14 protein-coding genes are annotated in these 20,088 nt (G+C 55.3%); 11 read left to right on the top strand and 3 right to left on the bottom strand.

The genetic code is table 11. The annotated features are described in order from the left end of the window. Positions 1–132 precede the first annotated feature (132 nt). Entirely contained in the window at positions 133–1,266 is a 1,134-nt protein-coding gene (locus tag AC0TNJ_RS06725) for a DNA methyltransferase (protein ID WP_473770652.1), read from the top strand. A 130-nt stretch (positions 1,267–1,396) separates the two neighbouring features. Here AC0TNJ_RS06725 and AC0TNJ_RS06720 read toward each other — a convergent pair whose 3' ends face one another. Both AC0TNJ_RS06720 and mutY read right to left on the bottom strand, forming a co-directional pair. After that, on the bottom strand, positions 1,397–2,011 hold the full coding sequence (locus tag AC0TNJ_RS06720) for an HAD family hydrolase (protein WP_473770651.1): 615 nt from the start codon (positions 2,009–2,011) through the stop codon (positions 1,397–1,399). Then, complete coding sequence (mutY, locus tag AC0TNJ_RS06715; protein WP_473770650.1) at positions 2,008–3,102, bottom strand: A/G-specific adenine glycosylase; 1,095 nt, start codon at positions 3,100–3,102, stop codon at positions 2,008–2,010. Before mutY ends, AC0TNJ_RS06720 begins: the two co-directional genes overlap by 4 nt. Positions 3,103–3,257: 155 nt before the next feature. Here mutY and AC0TNJ_RS06710 point away from each other — a divergent pair, with 155 nt between their 5' ends. The 9 genes from AC0TNJ_RS06710 to AC0TNJ_RS06670 all read left to right on the top strand — a co-directional run bounded on the left by AC0TNJ_RS06710 (position 3,258) and on the right by AC0TNJ_RS06670 (position 16,680). Beyond that, positions 3,258–4,025 (top strand): glycosyltransferase family 25 protein, encoded by a 768-nt coding sequence (locus AC0TNJ_RS06710; RefSeq protein WP_473770649.1) that lies wholly within the window; start codon positions 3,258–3,260, stop codon positions 4,023–4,025. Between the two features lie 185 nt (positions 4,026–4,210). Further along, positions 4,211–5,281 carry an O-antigen ligase family protein gene (locus tag AC0TNJ_RS06705; protein ID WP_473770648.1) on the top strand — a complete coding sequence of 357 codons (1,071 nt, stop codon included), beginning with the start codon at positions 4,211–4,213 and terminating at the stop codon, positions 5,279–5,281. Continuing rightward, on the top strand, positions 5,278–6,255 hold the full coding sequence (locus tag AC0TNJ_RS06700; protein WP_473770647.1) for an SDR family NAD(P)-dependent oxidoreductase: 978 nt from the start codon (positions 5,278–5,280) through the stop codon (positions 6,253–6,255). Before AC0TNJ_RS06705 ends, AC0TNJ_RS06700 begins: the two co-directional genes overlap by 4 nt. Further along, positions 6,252–6,779 carry a DUF721 domain-containing protein gene (locus tag AC0TNJ_RS06695; protein ID WP_473770646.1) on the top strand — a complete coding sequence of 176 codons (528 nt, stop codon included), beginning with the start codon at positions 6,252–6,254 and terminating at the stop codon, positions 6,777–6,779. Before AC0TNJ_RS06700 ends, AC0TNJ_RS06695 begins: the two co-directional genes overlap by 4 nt. Positions 6,780–6,975: 196 nt before the next feature. After that, the gene (locus AC0TNJ_RS06690; RefSeq protein ID WP_122003308.1) at positions 6,976–7,629 is read left to right on the top strand and encodes a DsbA family protein; all 654 of its coding nucleotides are present in this window, start codon (positions 6,976–6,978) and stop codon (positions 7,627–7,629) included. Positions 7,630–7,710: 81 nt separating this feature from the next. Further along, on the top strand, positions 7,711–11,169 hold the full coding sequence (gene smc, locus AC0TNJ_RS06685) for a chromosome segregation protein SMC (protein WP_473770645.1): 3,459 nt from the start codon (positions 7,711–7,713) through the stop codon (positions 11,167–11,169). Positions 11,170–11,181: 12 nt separating this feature from the next. After that, on the top strand, positions 11,182–12,111 hold the full coding sequence (locus AC0TNJ_RS06680; RefSeq protein ID WP_473770644.1) for a cation diffusion facilitator family transporter: 930 nt from the start codon (positions 11,182–11,184) through the stop codon (positions 12,109–12,111). A 231-nt stretch (positions 12,112–12,342) separates the two neighbouring features. Then, positions 12,343–15,618 carry a Ti-type conjugative transfer relaxase TraA gene (gene traA, locus AC0TNJ_RS06675; RefSeq protein WP_473770643.1) on the top strand — a complete coding sequence of 1,092 codons (3,276 nt, stop codon included), beginning with the start codon at positions 12,343–12,345 and terminating at the stop codon, positions 15,616–15,618. Between the two features lie 411 nt (positions 15,619–16,029). Further along, positions 16,030–16,680 (top strand): hypothetical protein, encoded by a 651-nt coding sequence (locus AC0TNJ_RS06670; RefSeq protein ID WP_473770642.1) that lies wholly within the window; start codon positions 16,030–16,032, stop codon positions 16,678–16,680. 95 nt (positions 16,681–16,775) lie between these two features. Here the strand turns inward: AC0TNJ_RS06670 and AC0TNJ_RS06665 are convergent, their stop codons facing one another. Further along, positions 16,776–17,120, bottom strand: a complete 345-nt coding sequence (locus AC0TNJ_RS06665) for a VOC family protein (RefSeq protein WP_021586088.1) — start codon at positions 17,118–17,120, stop codon at positions 16,776–16,778. Positions 17,121–17,346: 226 nt separating this feature from the next. On the opposite strand from AC0TNJ_RS06665, the gene ppdK reads away from it, so the two are divergent. Beyond that, positions 17,347–20,010: a pyruvate, phosphate dikinase gene (gene ppdK / locus AC0TNJ_RS06660; protein ID WP_473770641.1), complete on the top strand. Its 2,664-nt coding sequence runs from the start codon at positions 17,347–17,349 to the stop codon at positions 20,008–20,010. Positions 20,011–20,088 lie beyond the last annotated feature (78 nt).

The following is a 20,088-nucleotide window of genomic DNA, read 5'->3' as shown; positions in this document are numbered from 1 at the left end:
CCGCAACCGCGGACATTTTCCGGAGATTAAGAAAAGATTTACGATTTCAATCACTTGGCGTTAACTGCATATTTACCCTACCCGGTAACCATAAGGACAAGTTTTTTGCGTCCACAGGTAATCGAGTATCCCATGTCTCTTGTACGTCTTGCACATGAGTTGCCCATCGAGGCTCCGCGTACCGCCTGGCTTGACTCCATCATCAAAGGTGATTGCGTTGCGGCTCTGGAACGCCTGCCGGATCATTCCGTGGACGTCATCTTCGCCGATCCTCCCTATAATCTCCAGCTTGGCGGTGATTTGCATCGTCCCGACCAGTCGATGGTCAGCGCGGTTGACGATCACTGGGATCAGTTCGAAAGCTTCCAGGCTTATGATGCATTCACACGCGCCTGGCTCATGGCTTGCCGCCGCGTCCTGAAGCCGAATGGCACCATCTGGGTCATCGGTTCCTACCACAATATTTTCCGCGTCGGCTCGCAGTTGCAGGATCTCGGTTTCTGGCTTTTGAACGACATCATCTGGCGCAAGACGAATCCGATGCCGAATTTCCGTGGCCGTCGCTTCCAGAACGCCCATGAAACGCTGATCTGGGCCTCGCGGGACCAGAAGGGCAAGGGCTATACCTTCAACTATGAAGCGATGAAAGCCGCCAATGACGATGTGCAGATGCGCTCGGACTGGCTGTTCCCGATCTGCACCGGTTCAGAACGCCTCAAGGATGAAAACGGTGACAAGGTTCACCCCACCCAGAAGCCGGAAGCGCTGCTCGCCCGCATCATGATGGCATCCAGCAAGCCGGGAGACGTCATTCTCGACCCGTTCTTCGGGTCCGGCACGACGGGTGCGGTTGCAAAGCGCCTCGGACGCCACTTCGTCGGCATCGAGCGCGAACAGAACTATATCGACGCGGCAACGGCGCGCATCGACGCCGTTGAACCGCTCGGCAAGGCCGAACTGACGGTGATGACCGGCAAGCGAGCCGAGCCGCGCGTGGCATTCACCAGCGTTATAGAGGCCGGTCTTCTTCGTCCGGGCACGGTGCTTTCCGACGAACGCCGCCGTTTCGCTGCCATTGTCCGGGCTGATGGTACGTTGGCTGCCAATGGCGAAGCGGGTTCGATCCATCGTATGGGGGCAAAGGTCCAGGGTTTCGATGCCTGCAATGGATGGACTTTCTGGCACTACGAGGAAAACGGTGTGCTGAAGCCAATCGACGCCTTGCGCAAGGTCATTCGCGACCAGATGGCAGTAGCGGGCGCGTAAAACGTGTTCGAACTGCCTGCTCGCTGCTCTTAATTCTTTATCGGACGGCCTCCAGCACAGTCTGATGGTGAGGCGTTCGAAGCTTCGGCTTCGAACGCCTTCACTGTTTTGAGACCATGGGAAATCAGGCTCAGAAAGCGAGACCCAGTGCTTTCAAATCAGCGCCAAGCTTGCTCGCATCCGTAAAGTGCACCGCCTGCCAGCCAGCCTGTCTGGCACCATCCACATTGTGCATCGTGTCATCAATGAAAAGGGTTGCCGCCGGATCGAGGTCGAATGAGGCAACGTGATGATCGTAGATTTCCCGGTCCGGTTTCAGCATGCGGATGTCGCCGGATACGGTGACGCCCCGGCTTTCAGTGAGAAATGGAAACCGGCCTTGCGCTTCACGGAAAGTATCCGAAGCGAAATTCGTCAGCATGGTGACGTCATTGCCGTGGGCGATCAAGCCCCGTAGAACGTCGACGCTGTCTTCATAGGCGTGCGGTACCATGCGGTTCCAGTTCTGCCGGAACGCGCGGATATAATCGCTTTTCTCGGGATAGGTATCGATCAGAAGCGCTTCCGCTTCCTGCCAGGTCCGGCCCCGATCCTGTTCGATATTCCATGCGCTGGTGCAAATATTTTCCAGGAACCAACGCCGTTCCGAGGCGTCAGGAATGATGTCCAGATAGGCAAGTTCAGGGTCATAATGAATAAGAACCCGGCCTATATCGAAGACTACGTGTTTGATGGGACTGCTCAACGGTATTTTCTCCCCTGTTTGAAAGCTTCAGGCACGGCGGCGGCAATCGCTTTTTTCATGACAGTCGGCAGTGCTTCATCGGCAAGTTCGTCCGGCCCGGACCACCAGCCTTCATTGGATGCAGCCTTGCTGACATTGTCCGATCGATAGACAGAGAGCCGCAGTTCGAAATGTGTGAAGACATGCGTGATCGAACCGGTGGGGGTCCATCGCGCCGGGAATGGCGCAGCGCTGACCGTCGCATCTCCGTCAATGCGCGCGGTCCAATGGCTGCCCGGAACCTCGGTCATCCCGGCGAGCAGGCCTTCCCCTTTTCGCTTGCGCAGAAGGATTGAGCCATCGTCTGCGATGGCAATGAATGCTGCTCCGGTGCGTATGGGTTTTTCGGCTTTGGGCGCCTTGACCGGAAACTCCTCCGGGTCGCGCGAGCCAAGAGCCATGCAGCGGTCATTCAGCGGACAGATCGCGCAAGCTGGACGCCTTGGCGTGCATATGGTTGCGCCCAGATCCATCATCGCCTGCGCAAAATCGCCGGGCCTGTCGCTTGGGGTCAATTGCGCCATGAACGTGCGGATTTCCGGCTTTGCTGCGGGCAGTGGCGTGTCGATTGTGTAAAGCCGCGAGATCACACGTTCCACATTGCCGTCCACGACTGCAACCGCTTCGCCAAACGCGATTGCGGCGATTGCCGCCGAAGTATAGTCGCCGATGCCCGGCAGTTCCTTCAAAGCTGCGGCATTGTCTGGAAACGCGCCGCCATGCTGCATGACGACGGCGTCGGCGCATTTTTTCAGGTTGCGCGCTCGCGAATAGTAGCCAAGTCCGGCCCACGCACGCAGGATATCGTCCTCGCTCGCCTGTGCCATATCCTGAACGGTGGGCCAGCGTGCTACGAAACTTACAAAGTAGGACTTGACCGCCTCGACCGTTGTCTGCTGAAGCATGATTTCGGAGAGCCAGACGCGATAGGGATCAGGCTTAACACCCGATGCCTGTTCAGATGGACTCACGCGCCATGGCAAAACACGATGGTGCCGGTCATACCAGTGCAGGAGCTTTGTGCTTTGATCGGAAGTGGCGGAATTCAGCATGAGAAGGGTATCGGGTAACAGTTGGGCAGCATTCTGATTAATGCCTTATTTTTACAATTGATAGAAACAATGCTGTGCATATTTGAACCGTGCGCATAGAAGTTTGTCTATGAGTCTCCTGACATGCCTCATTGCTTTCAGCGGAAAGAGAATAAGTGGACCGTTCTGTACCTGTCTATGTCATCAATCTTGCCCGTTCTCGAGACCGCTGGGACAGGTTGAAGTCCAGCGCAGATCGGTTTTCCATTGATTTGAGGCGCATTGAAGCGGTCGAGGGCAAGCTGCTACCTCCTGAGGAACTTGTAGATTTCGATGAGGCAGGGTTCCGCCGCTGGCACGGAAAAATTGCAATGCCGGCAGAAATAGGCTGTTATTTCAGTCATATCCGGGCATTGGAAACTATAGTGGATGCACCTGAGCCCTTTGCGGTGATTGTGGAAGATGATATCGTTTTTACTCCCGCTTTTGCGCCATTCCTCACGCATTTGACAAACACAACAGGCTGGGATGCCGTGAAACTTGTCAATCACCGAACCGCTGCTTTCCGGCCTTTCAGGAGTGTTGATAGCCGGTTTTCAATTGGCCGTTGCCTGCATGGGCCGCTCGGGAGTTCTGCGGCTTACGTTGTCACCCGGGAAGGGGCTTCGAAATTGCTGAAAGCGCTTCGTCCCATGCGCCTTCCCTACGATGTCGCATTGGAAAGAGGGTGGGCTGGCGCGTATCAGATTTTCACGACCGACAAGCCGGTCGTTGAGTTTTCGAATATCGCGATTTCCACCATCGCTGAGGGACGCTCAGCTTACGCCAAGAAACGTTTACCCGCATACAAAAGGATTAGTACGCTTGTCTTTCGAGCGACTGACTATGTTCGGCGAATCGCTTACGCTTTAAATAAGAAGGTGCTAAAAGAGGCAGAAGGTTGAGTTATTTCAAAAAGTCTTTTCTCTTGCGGCGCCGGGTGGATTCCTGGGTTCTCGGAGTTGCATCGGCGGCAATGCCCATTCGTGTTGGCTTAGGTCCGCTGATCCTTTTCGTCTTTTCATGTATCGGTATTTATCTGGCATGCGCTCGTCATGCGACCACGCGCATGTTCGCCAGGAAATTCTATTTGTTCATAATTTTATATGCTGTCTGGTCGTTGGGCCTGATCCTGTTCCGGGGGGAGCCTTTCAGCGATAACCGACAGATCGGCTATACGCTGTTGATTGCGATTTTCGCTTTCGCCGGTTCGGGAATGGTGCTTGTCCGGGACCCTCTGCGAGCTTATGTGCTTGGCGCGCGTGTTGGAACGCTGCTCGCCGTGATAGTCGCGCTCTATCTTTCTGTGACGGATGGGGGGCGTATAGGCGTCGGCGGCAATCAGGCAGTCTTTGCATTCGTTGCGGGCGTTGCGGCGATTTCGGCGGCGATCCCGTTGCGGGCGGCTTCGCGTTACTTACCGAATGGTCCGCAGTGGCTGGTATTGGGTTTTGCAGCGGTTTTGACGTCCGAAACCCGGGCGGTCATCGTGGTGTTGCCGATTTTCGCAGCCGTGGAAATTCTCATCTTCCTGAAGCGCTTCAGTATCAGGCAACAAGGAGCGGCCTATGCGGTACTGTTTGCAGCAATAGCGGCTCTCGTTGTGGTGGGGCCGGTTGGCAGCATCATTTCCAAACGTTTCTCTGGAATGATCGAATATTACGATACTGGGCACGCGGCTGACTGGGAAGACAAGGTTTCGGCAGATATTCGCGAGGTCATGTGGAGGAGTGCGTCTAATGTTATCGCCGCCCATCCTCTTGCGGGTGTCGGTTCCTATTCAAAGATGGACTATGTGAGGGCTGAGGCGGGCGACAAGGCGTCGATGCTTGACGGCTTCCGCCATGTCCATAATACGGTGCTCGACGAGTTGCTGAACGACGGTGTTGTCGGTCTCATCTTCATGGCCTGTGCGTTTATCTCCATCTTCCTCTATTTGTGGCGAACCGCCGATAGCTGGGCAATGCGGCGAGCCTTGATCTACTTCGCCCTCGTGTGCGGCAGCTACGGGATGTTGCACAATCCGCTGTTGCACGAGGTGACGATCTCCTCGACCATGTTCTTCCTTGCAGCGCTGAACGCGGCTGCATCAAGGCGTATCATGGCGGCACGACGCGCCGGACTCACCTCATATGTTTTAGGAAAGAAATCACCTGCATGAAAGCGATCGTAACGGGTGCCGCCGGGTTCATCGGTTTCCATACCGCGCAACGTCTGCTGGATGAGGGCTGGCAGGTCGTAGGCATCGACAATGTGAACGGCTATTATCCTGTGGCTCTAAAGGAAACGCGTCTTTCCAGGCTGCATATGCGTGAAGGCTTTCGGTTCGCAAAGGCGGATATCTCGGATGTGGAAGCGTTCAATGCCGCAATTGGAACTGACCGGGATGCCGATATCATCGTGCATCTGGCTGCGCAGGCGGGCGTGCGTTATTCCATCGAAAACCCTTCGGCCTATATTTCTGCCAATGTTCAGGGACAGGTCACCGTTTTTGAAACTGCACTGAGACTGGAGAAGCGACCGCCCGTGGTCTATGCCAGTTCGTCGTCTGTCTATGGCGCAAACGAAAAGGTGCCTTTTTCCGAAGCCGATCCTGTCGATCATCCGGTTTCGATCTATGCCGCGACAAAGCGCTCGGGTGAATTGCTGGCCTACTCCTACCGCCACGTACACAAACTCCATTCCACGGGCCTGCGCTTCTTCACGGTCTACGGCCCCTATGGACGACCGGACATGGCGCCGTGGCTGTTCACGGCCGCGATCCTCAAGGGGGAGCCAATCCGCGTATTCAACAATGGCGAAATGCAGCGGGATTTTACCTTCGTGGAGGATATCGTCAGCGGCGTGGTTGGCGCGGTGCGACGCATGCTCGAGACGCCGGAAGATACAGCGCCTGTCTACAATCTCGGCAACAACCGGCCAGTCATGCTCAACGACTTCATATCTGCGATCGAAAAAGCGACCGGCAAGCAGGCGATCCGCAAGCTGGAACCCATGCCAGCTGCCGATGTGCCGCGCACCTATGCCGATATTACGCTCGCCGCCCGCGACCTTGGCTTTAGTCCGAAAACGACACTCGATCAGGGGATTTCTTTGTTTGTGGAGTGGTTTCGCGGCTATAATGGAGCGCGATGAGCGAACAAACCTCCAGGCGCGGTTTCAGGCCGCTTGCGGATATGGCTTCGGGTCTGGTCGACCCGATGCTGCAGAAACGTGCCGGTATCAATCTCGCCTTGCTTCAGTCGTGGGAAGATATTGTCGGCCCCGCCATTGGCGCAAGCTCGCGCCCGCTGCGCATCATCTGGCCGCGTCGCCTGCATGAGGATGATCCTTTTTCCCCCGCAACGCTGATTATTGCATGCGAAGGCTTCGCAGCCTTGCAAGTCCAGCATGAAACAGGCGAAATCATCAGTCGTATCAACGGGTTTCTCGGTTTCTCGGCGGTCGGGCGCATCCGCATCGAGCAGAAGCCGCCTCTTATACCGGCCAAACGCCGGGTCAAGCGGCTGGCGCCGCTCGGGCCTGCAGATGAGCGCCGTATCGACAAGGCGACAGACGCTATTGAAGACGATGCGCTTCGCGCCGCACTTGCCCGTCTTGGCAAGAACATTCTCGCAGAGAAGCGGACCACTGGCCGAAAGGGCGTCAAGGACAATTGAATTGTGCTGGCCGCCATAAATTTGATGCAAGCTTTCAGCAGTTTATAAGCGGCACCCTAGTTAATTGTCGCAAATATGAAGACAAAAAATGCAAGGCGCTGACTTTCATGTGAACGCTGCGGGTCTAGCGAAGTGCGATCTGCCGCTTTAGATTGTGTGTCGAAGTCAACTATTGAAACAGGACTGGATGATTCGGATGCCTGCAGCGTTTAATCGCAGACACGTTATTTCTCTTGCCGGGGCGGCGGCTGCCGGGCTGGCTTTTGCCGGTGGCGCGAACGCGCAGCAGCGTAGCCCGGAAGGCACTGTCGATGCTGCCAAGATTGCCGAAGCAGGCAAGCTGAAGGACATGGTCTACGGCAAGGCCGACGCGCCGGTCACCATCGTTGAATATGCTTCGCTGACCTGCCCGCATTGCGCGGATTTCACGATCAACACTTTCCCGAAAATCAAGGAAAAATATATCGATACGGGCAAGGCGCGGCTCATCTTCCGTGAGTTTCCATTCGACCCGCGCGCGACGGCCGCCTTCATGCTGGCGCGCTGCGCACCGGAAGACCGTTACTTCCCCATGGTCGACGTTTTCTTCAAGCAGCAGCAGCAGTGGGCGACCGCCGACGACGCCAAAGCCGCTCTCCTGCAAATTGCGAAACTTGCCGGTTTTACACAGGAGTCCTTCGAGGCTTGCTTGACGAACCAGCAACTTCTCGATGATGTGAGAGCAACGATGGAGCGTGGATCGACGGATTTCGGTGTGAATGCAACGCCGACTTTCTTCATTAACGGACAAAAATACGCTGGAGCGCTTTCGGTTGACGAAATGTCGGCAATCATCGACAAGCTTCTCTGATCCGTTTTTCAGATCGAAAAGCGGGCGCTCCTCTGCGCCCGCTTTTTGCGTTTCTGGGATAATAGCGGGAGGAGCTTGCTGATGCGCTTCTCCAAGCTGCGCCTTGTCGGTTTCAAATCCTTCGTCGAGCCGATGGAATTCGTCATCGAAGGCGGGCTGACTGGCGTCGTCGGTCCGAACGGTTGCGGTAAATCCAATCTGGTCGAAGCGCTGCGCTGGGTGATGGGTGAAAACTCATACAAGAACATGCGTGCCTCCGGCATGGACGATGTGATTTTCTCGGGCTCTGCCACGCGGCCTGCGCGCAATACGGCGGAAGTCACGCTTTTTCTCGACAATTCGGATCGTAGCGCGCCAGCCAGCTATAATGATGCAGACGAGTTGCAGGTTTCACGCCGCATCGAACGCGAATCCGGTTCGGTCTACCGCATCAACGGCAAGGAAGCGCGCGCCAAGGATGTGCAGCTTCTCTTCGCGGATCAGTCGACAGGCGCACGTTCGCCCTCCATGGTCGGGCAGGGGCGTATCGGCGAGCTTATTCAGGCAAAGCCGCAGGCCCGTCGCGCGCTTCTCGAAGAAGCGGCTGGCATTTCCGGCCTGCATACGCGCCGCCATGAAGCCGAGTTGCGGCTGCGTGCCGCCGAGACCAATCTGGAGCGTCTGGACGATGTGGTTGGTGAATTGGGCAGCCAGATCGAAAGCCTGAAACGCCAGGCACGTCAGGCGAACCGCTTCAAGGCGCTTTCCGCAGATATCCGCCGGGCGGAAGCCGCACTGCTGCACTTGCGCTGGTCGCAGGCAAAGGCGCAGGAAGGCGAGGCGCAAAGCGCATTGGCACAGGCAACCTCCGCTGTGGGCGACATGGCGCAGGCGCAGATGAACGCTGCAAAAGCGCAAGCAGTCGGCGCGCACAAGCTGCCCGAACTGCGCGAGGCCGAAGCGAAAGCTGCTGCCGCATTGCAGCGCCTCTCCATTGCCCGGACCCAGCTTGACGAGGAAGGCGAACGTCTTCGCGCCCGCAGGGCTGAGCTGATGAAGCGGCTTGAACAGCTTTCCGCCGACATAGCGCGCGAAGAAGAAATGATGCGCGAGAATGCCGATATTCTGGCGCGGCTCGATGAGGAGGAGCAGGAGCTGATCGCTTCTGCCGAAGAATCCGGCGAACGCGATCAGGAATTGCATGCGCTGTTCCAGGAAGCGGAAATGCGCTTGCAGGACAGCGAGAATGCACTGTCCCGCGTAACGGCTGAACGTGCGGAAGCTGCTGCTGAGCGTGCGCAGATCGAGCGGGCTTTGAAGGAAGCCCGTGACCGCCGCGACCGCTTGGCTGTCCAGATGGAAGCAATCGAGCGTGATATTGCCGCTGTCGCGGAGCAGATCGGCAGGCTGTTCGATCCAGCGGAAAAACGCATCGTGGTGGACCGTTGTGCGGAAGCCTTGGCCTCAGCCGAGGAAATGGTTGCCAGCGCGGAAGAGCTTGTTGCAAGCGCGCGCGAGGCGGAAACCGCCAGCCGCCTGCCTTTGAGCGAAGCGCGCACCGAACTGAACCGTATCGAAACGGAAGCGCAAACGCTGGCCCGCATTCTGAATGCCGGTGAAACGGGGCAATTCCCGCCAGTGGTGGAAGAATTGCGCGTCGAGAAGGGTTATGAAGTGGCGCTTGGCGCAGCGCTTGGCGAAGACCTCGATGCAGCCAGTGATGAGCGCGCGCCCGTCTATTGGGCTTACAACCCTGCCGCCAACGCCGATGCAGCCCTGCCGGAAGGCGTGACGCCGCTGGATCGGCTGGTGGAAGGGCCGCAGCAATTGCGTCGCAGGCTGGCGCAGGTCGGCGTCGTTTCGGACGGCGACGGCAAGCGCCTGCAAGCCTTGTTGCAGCCGGGCCAGCGGCTGGTGAGCAAGGCTGGTGCACTCTGGCGCTGGGACGGTTACACGGCGAGCGCCGATGCACCGACGCCAGCGGCCCAGCGGCTGGCCCAAAAAAACCGGCTGGCGGAGCTTGAACAGGAAGCCGTTGCCGCCCGCAAGCGTTCAGAGCAGGCCGAACAGGATGTGCAGCGCACCGAGGCTGGCGTTCGCGAGGCCATCGAGCAGGAGCGTGTCGCCCGCGATCAATGGCGCGCAAACCAGCGCAAGCTCGATGAAGCGCGCGAAGCTTTGGCCGCTGCCGAACGCGCGGCAGGTCAGCTTGCCACGCGCCGTGCTGGTCTTGAAGACAGCAAGGCGCATCTGGAGGAAAATCTCGAAGAAGCCCAGATTCGCGTAACGGAAGCGGAAGACCGGCTTGGCGAAATGCCGGATATCGAGGCGATTGGCGCTCGCCTTGCAGCATTGAACAGCGAAGTCATGTCGGATCGCACTGCTTTGGCAGAAGCGCGCGCCGCCTATGAGGGACTGCGTCGCGAAACCGACGCGCGCAAGCGGCGACTGGAAATGATTGCGCTGGAGCGCCGCAACTGGAAATCCCGCGCGGAAAATGCCGACCGCCATATAGCCGCGCTCAATGATCGTCGCGCGGAAACAGCGGATGAGGCCGAGGCGCTGGCTGAGGCGCCAGACGAGATCGAAAGCCGCCGCCGTGCGCTGCTGAATGAGCTGTCGCAAGCTGATGCCCTTCGCAAGCAGGCGGCTGACGTTCTGGCCGAGGCCGAGGCCGCGCAGGCTGAACTCGACAAGTCGGCGACCCTTGCCATCCAGCAACTGGCGGCAAGCCGCGAACAGCGGGCGCGCGCCGAAGAACGTCTTGCGGCGGCGGAAGAGCGGCGCAAGGATGCGGAAGCCCGTATCGCCGAAGCTTTGAACTGCCCGCCGCATGAGGCTATACGCCAGACAGGTTTGAAGCCGGATGAAGCCCTGCCGGACCCAGATCAGCTGGAGCGCCAGCTGGAGCGGTTGAAGATCGAACGCGAGCGGCTCGGCGCAGTCAACCTGCGCGCCGAGGAGGAGCAGCAGGAACTGTCCGGGCGTCTCGATACCATCGTCTCCGAGCGGGAAGACGTGATCGAGGCGATCAAGAAATTGCGTCAGGCAATCCAGAGCCTCAATCGTGAGGGACGCGAGCGTCTGCTGGCTGCATTCGACGTAGTGAATGTGCAGTTCCAGCGCCTGTTCACACATCTCTTCGGTGGCGGCACGGCGGAACTGCAACTGATCGAAAGTGACGATCCGCTGGAAGCCGGGCTGGAAATTCTCGCTCGTCCGCCGGGCAAGAAGCCGCAGACCATGACGCTGCTTTCCGGTGGCGAACAGGCTCTGACGGCTATGGCGCTCATTTTCGCGGTGTTCCTCACCAATCCGGCGCCGATCTGTGTGCTGGACGAAGTGGATGCGCCGCTTGATGACCATAATGTCGAGCGCTACTGCAATCTGATGGATGAAATGGCGGCTTCGACCGAAACACGCTTTGTGGTCATCACCCATAACCCAATCACCATGGCGCGCATGAACCGTCTGTTCGGTGTCACCATGGGCGAGCAGGGCGTAAGCCAGCTTGTGTCGGTAGATTTGCAGACAGCGGAACGCCTGCGTGAAGCAGGCTGATACATAACCTGTATGGAGGGCGGCATGAGCGGCGATCACGATCATGGAGACGTCAGCAACACGCCGCTTCCCAGGCTTTGGATCGCCTTCGCCCTGACCAGCTTTTACATGATCGCCGAGATCGTCGGCAGTTTCATCACCGGCAGCCTCGCGCTATTATCCGATGCCATGCATATGGCGACTGACAGCTTTGCGCTTCTTCTTGCCTTGATCGCCATTTATCTGGGCCGGCGGCCAGCTGATATTCTTCGCACCTATGGCTATGCCCGCTTTGAAATTCTTGCGGCGTCAGTCAATGCGCTGCTGTTGTTGGGTGTGGCTTTCTTTATTCTTTATGAAGCCTATGAGCGTCTCTGGCGTCCCGCAGAAGTACAGTCCGTCGGTATGATGATCGTTGCCGTGATCGGCCTTATCGTCAACCTGATTTCGATGCGTGTCTTGACGGGGCATAAGGATGAAAGCCTGAACGTCAAAGGCGCTTATCTTGAAGTCTGGGCGGATATGCTGGGTTCAGTCGGCGTGATTGTCGGGGCCGTGATCATTTATCTGACTGGATGGGAGTTGGTGGATTCACTGATCGCGATCGGCATCGGCTTCATGGTATTTCCACGCACATGGGTTTTGCTCAAGGAATGCATCAATATTCTGCTGGAAGGGGTTCCGGCCGGACTGGACCTAGATGATCTGCAGAAAGCCGTTCTGGCTGTGCCCGGCGTGGCGACGCTCCACGACCTGCATATCTGGTCGCTGACCAAGAACCAGAAATCCCTGACCGCGCATATCGTATTGACGCGCGGCGCAGACGGCGAAACCGTACGTCGCGCGGTGGAACATCTCTTGCAGGAACAATACGATCTTCATCACACCACTCTGCAGACAGAAGCGGTGGACCGCGTGGCCGTTGAAGAGGTGCATAAAATTATGACTACTCAGAGAATATAGTTGTTATAATTGATATAAATAAGATTTTAACATATTTTTGCGCGATTTATAACTATATATTTCACTAATAATTTGTAAATATACTACCAAAGCGACTATTTTCATGCATCAATGTAAATATTTGATGTCGAATGTGGTGCAAATTTGCACGTGATCACCGTTTGATAAGCCTGTTACAAAGATGCTTTTCGTCAGGTGACTTATCCTGGTTCAAAGCGCGAGTCAGTAACGTTGGCGATTGCCTATTTGCGAGTCAGTTTTATTAGTCGTGGTAAGGGACAAAGTGCGCTGATTGCTGCAGCCTATCGCCACCGGACAATTATGTATTTCGAACGTGAAGGAACAACGGTTGATTTTTCAAAGAAGGAAGGCCTCATCCACGAGGAGCTTATGTTGCCGGCAGCTTCTCCTGAATGGGTCCGTGCAATAGCTCAGGGCTCGGTTGGGCAAGCTTCGGAGAGCTTCTGGAACTTCGTCGAGGCTTCAGAGAGGCAGGTGCATGCGCAACTGGCGCGCGAGGCCATAATCGCTTTACCTAACCAGTTGCTTCCAAGTCAGAACATTGCACTCGTGCGAGAATTTATCGAAACGCATGTTTTGTCTAGAGGCATGGTGGCCGACTGGGTTTATCATGACGAGCCTGGCAATCCTCATATACACTTGATGATGAGTCTTCGGCCTCTCACGAACGAAGGTTTCGGTGCCAAAACGATAGTAATTTGCGATGAAACCGGGTCTCCAAAACGACGCGCTAACGGACAGCTGGTGCGGACGCAATGGGGTGGAAATAGAACTGATTTTTTACGGTTCCGTAATGGATGGTTTGAGTGCCTGAATCGGCATCTTGCTCTCGCTGGCTTTGACCTGCATATCGACGGACGGTCCTACTCAGAACAAAACCTTGACATCGTGAGTATGGTCCATGTCGGCCCTGCAGCGTCAGGTATTGTTCGAAAAGCCAAAGACGCGAGTAAAACCGACCATGTCCGTCGTGCTGAGTTAAACCAATACCGCAAAGACGAAAATCTGCAGCGAATCATCAGGCGGCCAAGTATCGTCCTTGATATCGTAAGTTCGGAAAGGAGTGTTTTCGAAAGAAAAGATTTGGAGAACATTATTCGCAGATATTCGAACGATAATGCCCTTTGTTCGCATCTTTCTGTGAAGATTCTAAAAAGTCCAGAAGTGCTAAGAATCGATGGGGCGCCGTTTCAACTCAACAAAAAAAATCAGGTTCTGGAAAAGTTCACCACGAAAAGATTGATCAGGATGGAAGCCCGAATGGCTATGACTTCGATCCGTCTTTCGAAGCTTAAAAGCCATCCAGTTCAGGCTAGCCGAATGGATGAGATCTGTGATCGTCACAGCTGGCTCAACAAGGAGCAACGAACAGCGATCCGTTATCTGGTCGACGGGCAGAGCATAGCTGTTGTCGTGGGAAGGGCTGGGACAGGAAAAACTTCCATGCTGAAAGTAGCCGCTGCGATATGGAGGGACGCAGGCTATACTGTGCTTGGGGGCGCTCTGGCTGGAAAAGCAGCCGAAGGGTTGCAAAACGGTGCGCATATACAAAGTCGCACGCTGGCATCGTGGCAACACCGTTGGGATGTCGGAAAAGACCGGATTGATTCTCGAACGGTGTTCATTGTTGACGAAGCGGGTTTGGTTGCGTCAAGGCAGATGGCTGCTTTCCTGCAAGTTGTTAAAGACGCCGGTGCCAAAATTGTGCTGGTTGGTGATGCAGCGCAGCTACAGCCTATTGAAGCGGGTGCTGCGTTCAGAGCAATCGCGGACAAGGTAGGCTACGTAGAGCTTGAGACAATTTTCCGTCAGCGAGAGGCCTGGATGCGTAAAGCGTCGGCTTGCCTGGCGACCAATAAAACCAAGTTGGCGTTGGACGAATACGATGTCCACGGGAAAATCCATTCCTGCAGAAACAAAGACGAGGCACTTGCACGGCTGATTGCAAATTGGGACGAAGCCAAGTCGAAAGGTGTAAATTCGCTTATCCTTGCGCATTTGCGACGTGACGTGCAGCAGCTCAACCTGCTTGCTCGGCAGAAACTCATAGACAGAGAACTAATCGGACGGGAATTTTCATTCGAGTCCATTAACGGTCCCAGAAAAATGGGAAAAGGCGAACAGCTGATTTTCTTGCGAAACGACAGCTCATTGGGCGTTAAAAACGGGACCGTTGGCCAGGTGGTATCTGCCGCTCGAAACGCAATTGTCGTTCGGATTGCAGAAGGCGGAAAGTATCGTGAAGTCAATGTAAATAGTGAAAATTATAATGAAATTGATTACGGATATGCAACGACAATACATAAATCGCAGGGTGTAACTGCTGATAGTGTTAATGTTCTTGTTTCTTCAACAATGGATCGGAATTTGACTTACGTTGCGATGACGCGCCACAGGAGCGATCTGAATATATACTATAGCAAAGACATATTCAAAAACAAAAATGCACTTGAAGCGGTGCTTTCGCGCAATAATACCAAGGAAACCACTCTCGATTATGATAACGGTCCCATCTACATGCAAGCATTGAGGTTTGCTCAATACCGAGGACTAAATCTGCTTAGGGTTGCGCGGACACTTTATTATGACCGTCTCTCCTGGATCGCCGACCAGGCGAAACGTTTGCGGGAAATGGGGTTACGTCTTCAAATATTTGCACGCTCCCTACCAGAGATCCAAAGAGAAGTGGCCATTACCGGCGAGGCTTTGGTGCCCGGTGTTTCAGAGTATACGAAATCGGTTTCCCAAGTCGTGGCGGCGCAATTGGCAGACCACCGTGCGCTTCAGCGTGATATCGAAATGATAAACTCGAGCCTAGGGAAGATCTTTAAGGATCCCGAGAGCGTCTTTAAGAAGCTGGAGGTTTCATCGTGGTGGGTCGAGGAAGACAGCTGTCGAGCAAAGCTCAAACTGCTGAGGGATAAACCGGAGACCTTAGGAACCCTTCGAGGCCAAGCCGGCCTTTTTGCTGGCAGGCGAGCAAGACAGGAAAGAGAAGCCGTGCTCGACGCTGCGGGATATCTTGCGACTCAGATAAGTCTGCATCTTGATTATCGGAAAAAGTTGAAGGCGTCGTTGGAGCGAGATGAAATCGAGCGGCGCCAACGGATGAGCGTGGAAATTCCATATCCGTGCGAGGCTGCCCGGAATTATCTTGTAAATGCAGGAAGATTGGGTGACGAACAGTATGCTCAACGTCATGAAGCTTACCGCGCTTTGGATCAAGGAGTGAAAGCGGAGCTCGAAGCTTTTGCAACGGCGATTGATCGCCGATTTGGAAATGGAGCATTTGTGGGGGCATGTGACAAGGTTTCAAGGGAACAAAAGGTCGTAAAGCTAATGGCGTATTGTACCGAAGAACAGCGTCAATACGTTAACAACGCATGGAGCCTGTTACGAGCTGCTCAAAAAATTGAATCCGATAAGCTGCGGGTTAAAATTACCGAAATGTACAGCATAAAAAAATCAATTTCGTTGTCAATTTAAAGGAGACAAGCGTTTGCCATGCACGATATAGGACTAGAAACAGCCGAACCTTTCAATAAAATTGTTTTCTATATTATTTTTCTTTTTTTATCTCTTCTTCTCTTCTCACAAGTTCGTTTTCTATTGCTTCTCGGATAAACGCCGAAATTTTATAATTGCCGACCAAGTCCGTAATGCGCTTCTTAGTTTCCAGAGAGATTCGAATTTTTGTCTCGTGCAAATTTAATGGTGGACGTCCCATGATGGCGGAAGTTCACTCCTTGTTAGATTTCTCAAATCGGTCAGTTAAATAAACATCCCCGTTTATTGACATCCTAAACATCCCCGTTTATTGTGCGCTGACATCGGCTGAATGACGTTTTGCCCACGCCACTCAGCCTGACCATAACCCAAGTGTATAGGACTCGGATCATGGCTGATTCTGAGAATAGCACAACTATGCCTCAGTTTACCCCAGAAAACCTGCTTAAATCTATCGAACCAGTTAGGGGGGCTGTTTTACGTGATGCCGCCGAGAGGTTAACTGCGTCAAACGCCGACCTCTGCGACAGAAGTGGCGTTGATCCTGTCGTCTCATATTGGCGACGGTGGAGCGTAACACACGCGAGAAGCAATGAACTGTGCCGTCTTCAGCAAGGATTAGAGACCAAACTTCTGAAGAAAATTAGCTCTTTGCCTCAAGCCGAGCAAGAACGTGTATCATCTCGCATTTTTCATTCCTTCGACCAAATCAGAGGTCATCGTGCTGGCTCGGAGGCGGCTGGCGTACAAGAATACGCAATAACAGAGCTGCAAAAAGCAAACAACAAACGGCGCGAGGTTAACGATGAATTGGACTACCGGAATGCCTACAGGGATCATCTACAAATTCTAGATATAGAGTTTGACCTTGCTGAGGCTCTCTTTAATGCTCCGGCTAAGACAATCGTAGGGATTGTTGCAAAGCTTCATTGTGTTCTCGAGATGCGAGATCCTCTCGGAGTTGAAGATGGCGAACCATGGCCGCTGTTAAGGTCTATTCTGTTCGATTTGCTCCGGGTCGAAGAAGATAGCAGCTTGTAATTGAGCGAGCTTTAGGTGGCCTAGCAGTTCTTCCGTTCAGATCGCTATCAGGTGCTAAATCTAAGACCGTTTCTGATTCGACGTGCTGCGAATCTTCATTGATCGCTCCAGATTGCCAATTCATTTCCGGCCGGATCTGTGAAATGAAAACGCCTGCCGCCGGGAAAGGAAAAGATGGGTTTCACAATGATTCCGCCCGCGTCAGTAACTGCCGCTAATGCGTCTTCCAGCCGCGTAGCATAGAGTACAGGCAGAGGCTTTGCCATTGCCTGTTGGTCGGCGTCAAAACCGCCGTCCAGTCCCTCCGAAAAGGCGGAGTAGGTTGGGCCATAATCAATGAAAGACCAACCGAAGGCGCGCGCATAGAAGTTCTTCGTCGCATCGAGCGAACCGTTTCCCGCTGGCATTTCCAGATAGTCGAGCTTACCTGTGATCCGCATTGTCAAACTCCATGTTCATCATTTGTTCTTAATTTGCTGTATCTGGTACACAGAGTCAATCAGTAGCGGGGTCGTTGGCCCACCTCTAATCGATTCTATTGTCGCGGCCTCTCTTTTTTGGTTGGCAGCAGTGTTGCTGATCGCATAAGCAACGAGGGCAGGTTCAGGGAGTGCTTGCAACTGTTGCGAGTCTTTCAAGAGCCATCCTGCATCAAGGGAGGCCATGATGGCGAAGTGGGTGTACACGTTCGGCGACGGCAAGGCAGAAGGCGCGGCAAGCGACCGTAATCTTCTCGGCGGCAAGGGAGCGAACCTGGCTGAAATGAGCAGCCTTGGTCTTCCAGTGCCTCCGGGCTTTACCATCACGACCGAAGTCTGCACCTATTATTACGATCATGAGCGTTCCTATCCGACCGAACTGAATGATCAGGTTCGGGCGGCTTTAAGCCATATCGCGAAAGTGACGGGGCGCAATTTCGGCGATGCCGAAAAGCCGCTTCTGGTGTCGGTGCGCTCCGGCGCCCGGGCTTCCATGCCGGGAATGATGGATACGGTGCTCAATCTCGGTCTCAACGATGAGACCGTGCAGGCCATTGCCCGCGAGGCGGGGGATGAGCGCTTTGCCTATGACAGCTATCGCCGCTTCATCCAGATGTATTCCGATGTCGTGCTGGGTGTCGACCATGGTTTCTTCGAAGAAATTCTCGAAGACAAGAAGGCCGATCTCGGCGTCGAGGTCGATACGGCGCTGACGGCGGAAGACTGGAAGGATGTCATCGGCTCCTACAAGGCTAGGGTCGAGGAAGAACTTGGCCAGCCTTTCCCGCAAGATCCGCGCGAACAGCTTTGGGGCGCGATCGGTGCTGTCTTCTCAAGCTGGATGAACGCGCGCGCCATCACCTATCGTCGCCTGCACAATATTCCGGCTGCATGGGGCACGGCGGTCAATGTGCAGGCCATGGTGTTCGGCAATATGGGCGAGACGTCAGCGACCGGCGTTGCCTTCACACGTAATCCGTCGACCGGCGAGAAGAAACTTTACGGCGAATTCCTCGTCAATGCGCAGGGTGAAGACGTCGTCGCCGGTATCCGCACGCCGCAGAACATCACCGAGGAAGCGCGTATCGCAGCCGGTTCCGACAAGCCGTCGCTTGAAAAGGTAATGCCGGAAGCCTTTGCTGAATTCCTCAAGGTTGCCGACCGGCTGGAACAGCATTATCGCGATATGCAGGATCTCGAATTCACCATTGAGCGCGGCAAGCTGTGGATGCTCCAGACCCGTTCGGGCAAGCGCACCGCAAAGGCAGCGCTGAAGATGGCCGTTGAAATGGCGGGCGAGGGCCTGATCACGCAGGAAGAAGCGGTTCTGCGCGTCGATCCCGCAGCGCTGGATCAGCTGCTGCACCCGACCATCGACCCACGCGCCGAGCGTCAGGTGATCGGTCAGGGGCTGCCCGCATCGCCGGGCGCTGCAACGGGCGAAATTGTCTTCTCTTCCGAAGATGCCGAACAGGCAAAATCGGAAGGCCGGAAGGTCATCCTCGTTCGCATTGAAACCAGCCCGGAAGATATTCACGGCATGCATGCGGCGGAAGGCATTCTGACGACACGCGGCGGCATGACCAGTCACGCGGCGGTCGTTGCCCGCGGCATGGGCAAGCCCTGTGTTTCCGGCGCGGGATCGCTTCGCGTCGATTATCGCAACGGTGTCATGCTTGCGGCTGGCCAAACCTTCAAGAAGGGCGATGTCGTCACCGTTGATGGCGGCACCGGGCAGGTTCTCAAAGGCGCGGTTGCCATGTTGCAGCCGGAGCTTTCCGGTGATTTCGGCAAGCTGATGGAATGGGCCGACCGTACCCGCCGGATGAAGGTTCGCGCCAATGCTGAAACGCCTGCCGATGCCCGCACGGCACGTTCGTTCGGTGCGGAAGGCATCGGCCTTTGCCGTACCGAACATATGTTCTTCGACGGAAGCCGCATCGTCGCCATGCGCGAGATGATCCTTTCTGACAATGAAGAAGGCCGACGCGCGGCGCTGGCAAAGCTTTTGCCCATGCAGCGTTCGGATTTTGTCGAGCTTTTCGAGATCATGAAGGGACTTCCCGTCACGATCCGCCTGCTTGATCCGCCATTGCATGAGTTCCTGCCGCATACGGATGAGGAAGTTGGAGAAGTTGCCCGGTCGATGGGTGTCGATGCGGCAAAGCTGCGTGAACGCGCAGATAGCCTGCATGAGTTCAACCCGATGCTGGGCCATCGCGGTTGCCGTCTGGCTGTATCCTATCCAGAAATCGCGGAAATGCAGGCACGGGCGATCTTTGAAGCTGCCGTCGAGGCTGGCAAGAAGACCGGCGAACATGTGGTGCCGGAAGTGATGGTGCCACTGGTCGGCCTCAAGGCCGAGCTGGATTTCGTCAAGGCGCGCATCGATGCTGTTGCCAAGGATGTCATGGCTGAGGCAGGCATCAAGATCGACTATATGGTCGGCACGATGATCGAACTGCCACGCGCCGCCTTGCGCGCTGCCGAAATTGCCGAAACCGCCGAGTTCTTCTCGTTTGGCACCAACGATTTGACGCAGACGACCTTCGGCATTTCGCGCGATGACGCATCGTCCTTCCTGACTTCGTATCAGCAGCGAGGCGTGATCGAACAGGACCCGTTCGTGTCGCTCGATCTCGAAGGTGTCGGTGAACTGGTGGAAATCGCCGCTGAACGCGGACGAAAGACCCGCGAAAAACTCAAGCTCGGCATTTGCGGCGAGCATGGCGGTGATCCGGCGTCGATCGCCTTCTGTGAGAAGACCGGTCTCGACTATGTTTCCTGTTCGCCGTTCCGCGTGCCGATTGCCCGTCTCGCAGCGGCACAGTCGGCTGTGCGCAAGGTTTGACAGTACGCCATAATTTGGCTTAGCTGCCGGGGTAGTTCGCCGGTGGTTAAGCCATTTTCAGAAAACGCAATCATGTTT

The organism is Ochrobactrum sp. PL_is483 (assembly GCF_055816855.1).
The sequence above is the reverse complement of the archived record's forward strand: the minus strand, read 5'-3'. Positions and strand labels throughout refer to the sequence as shown.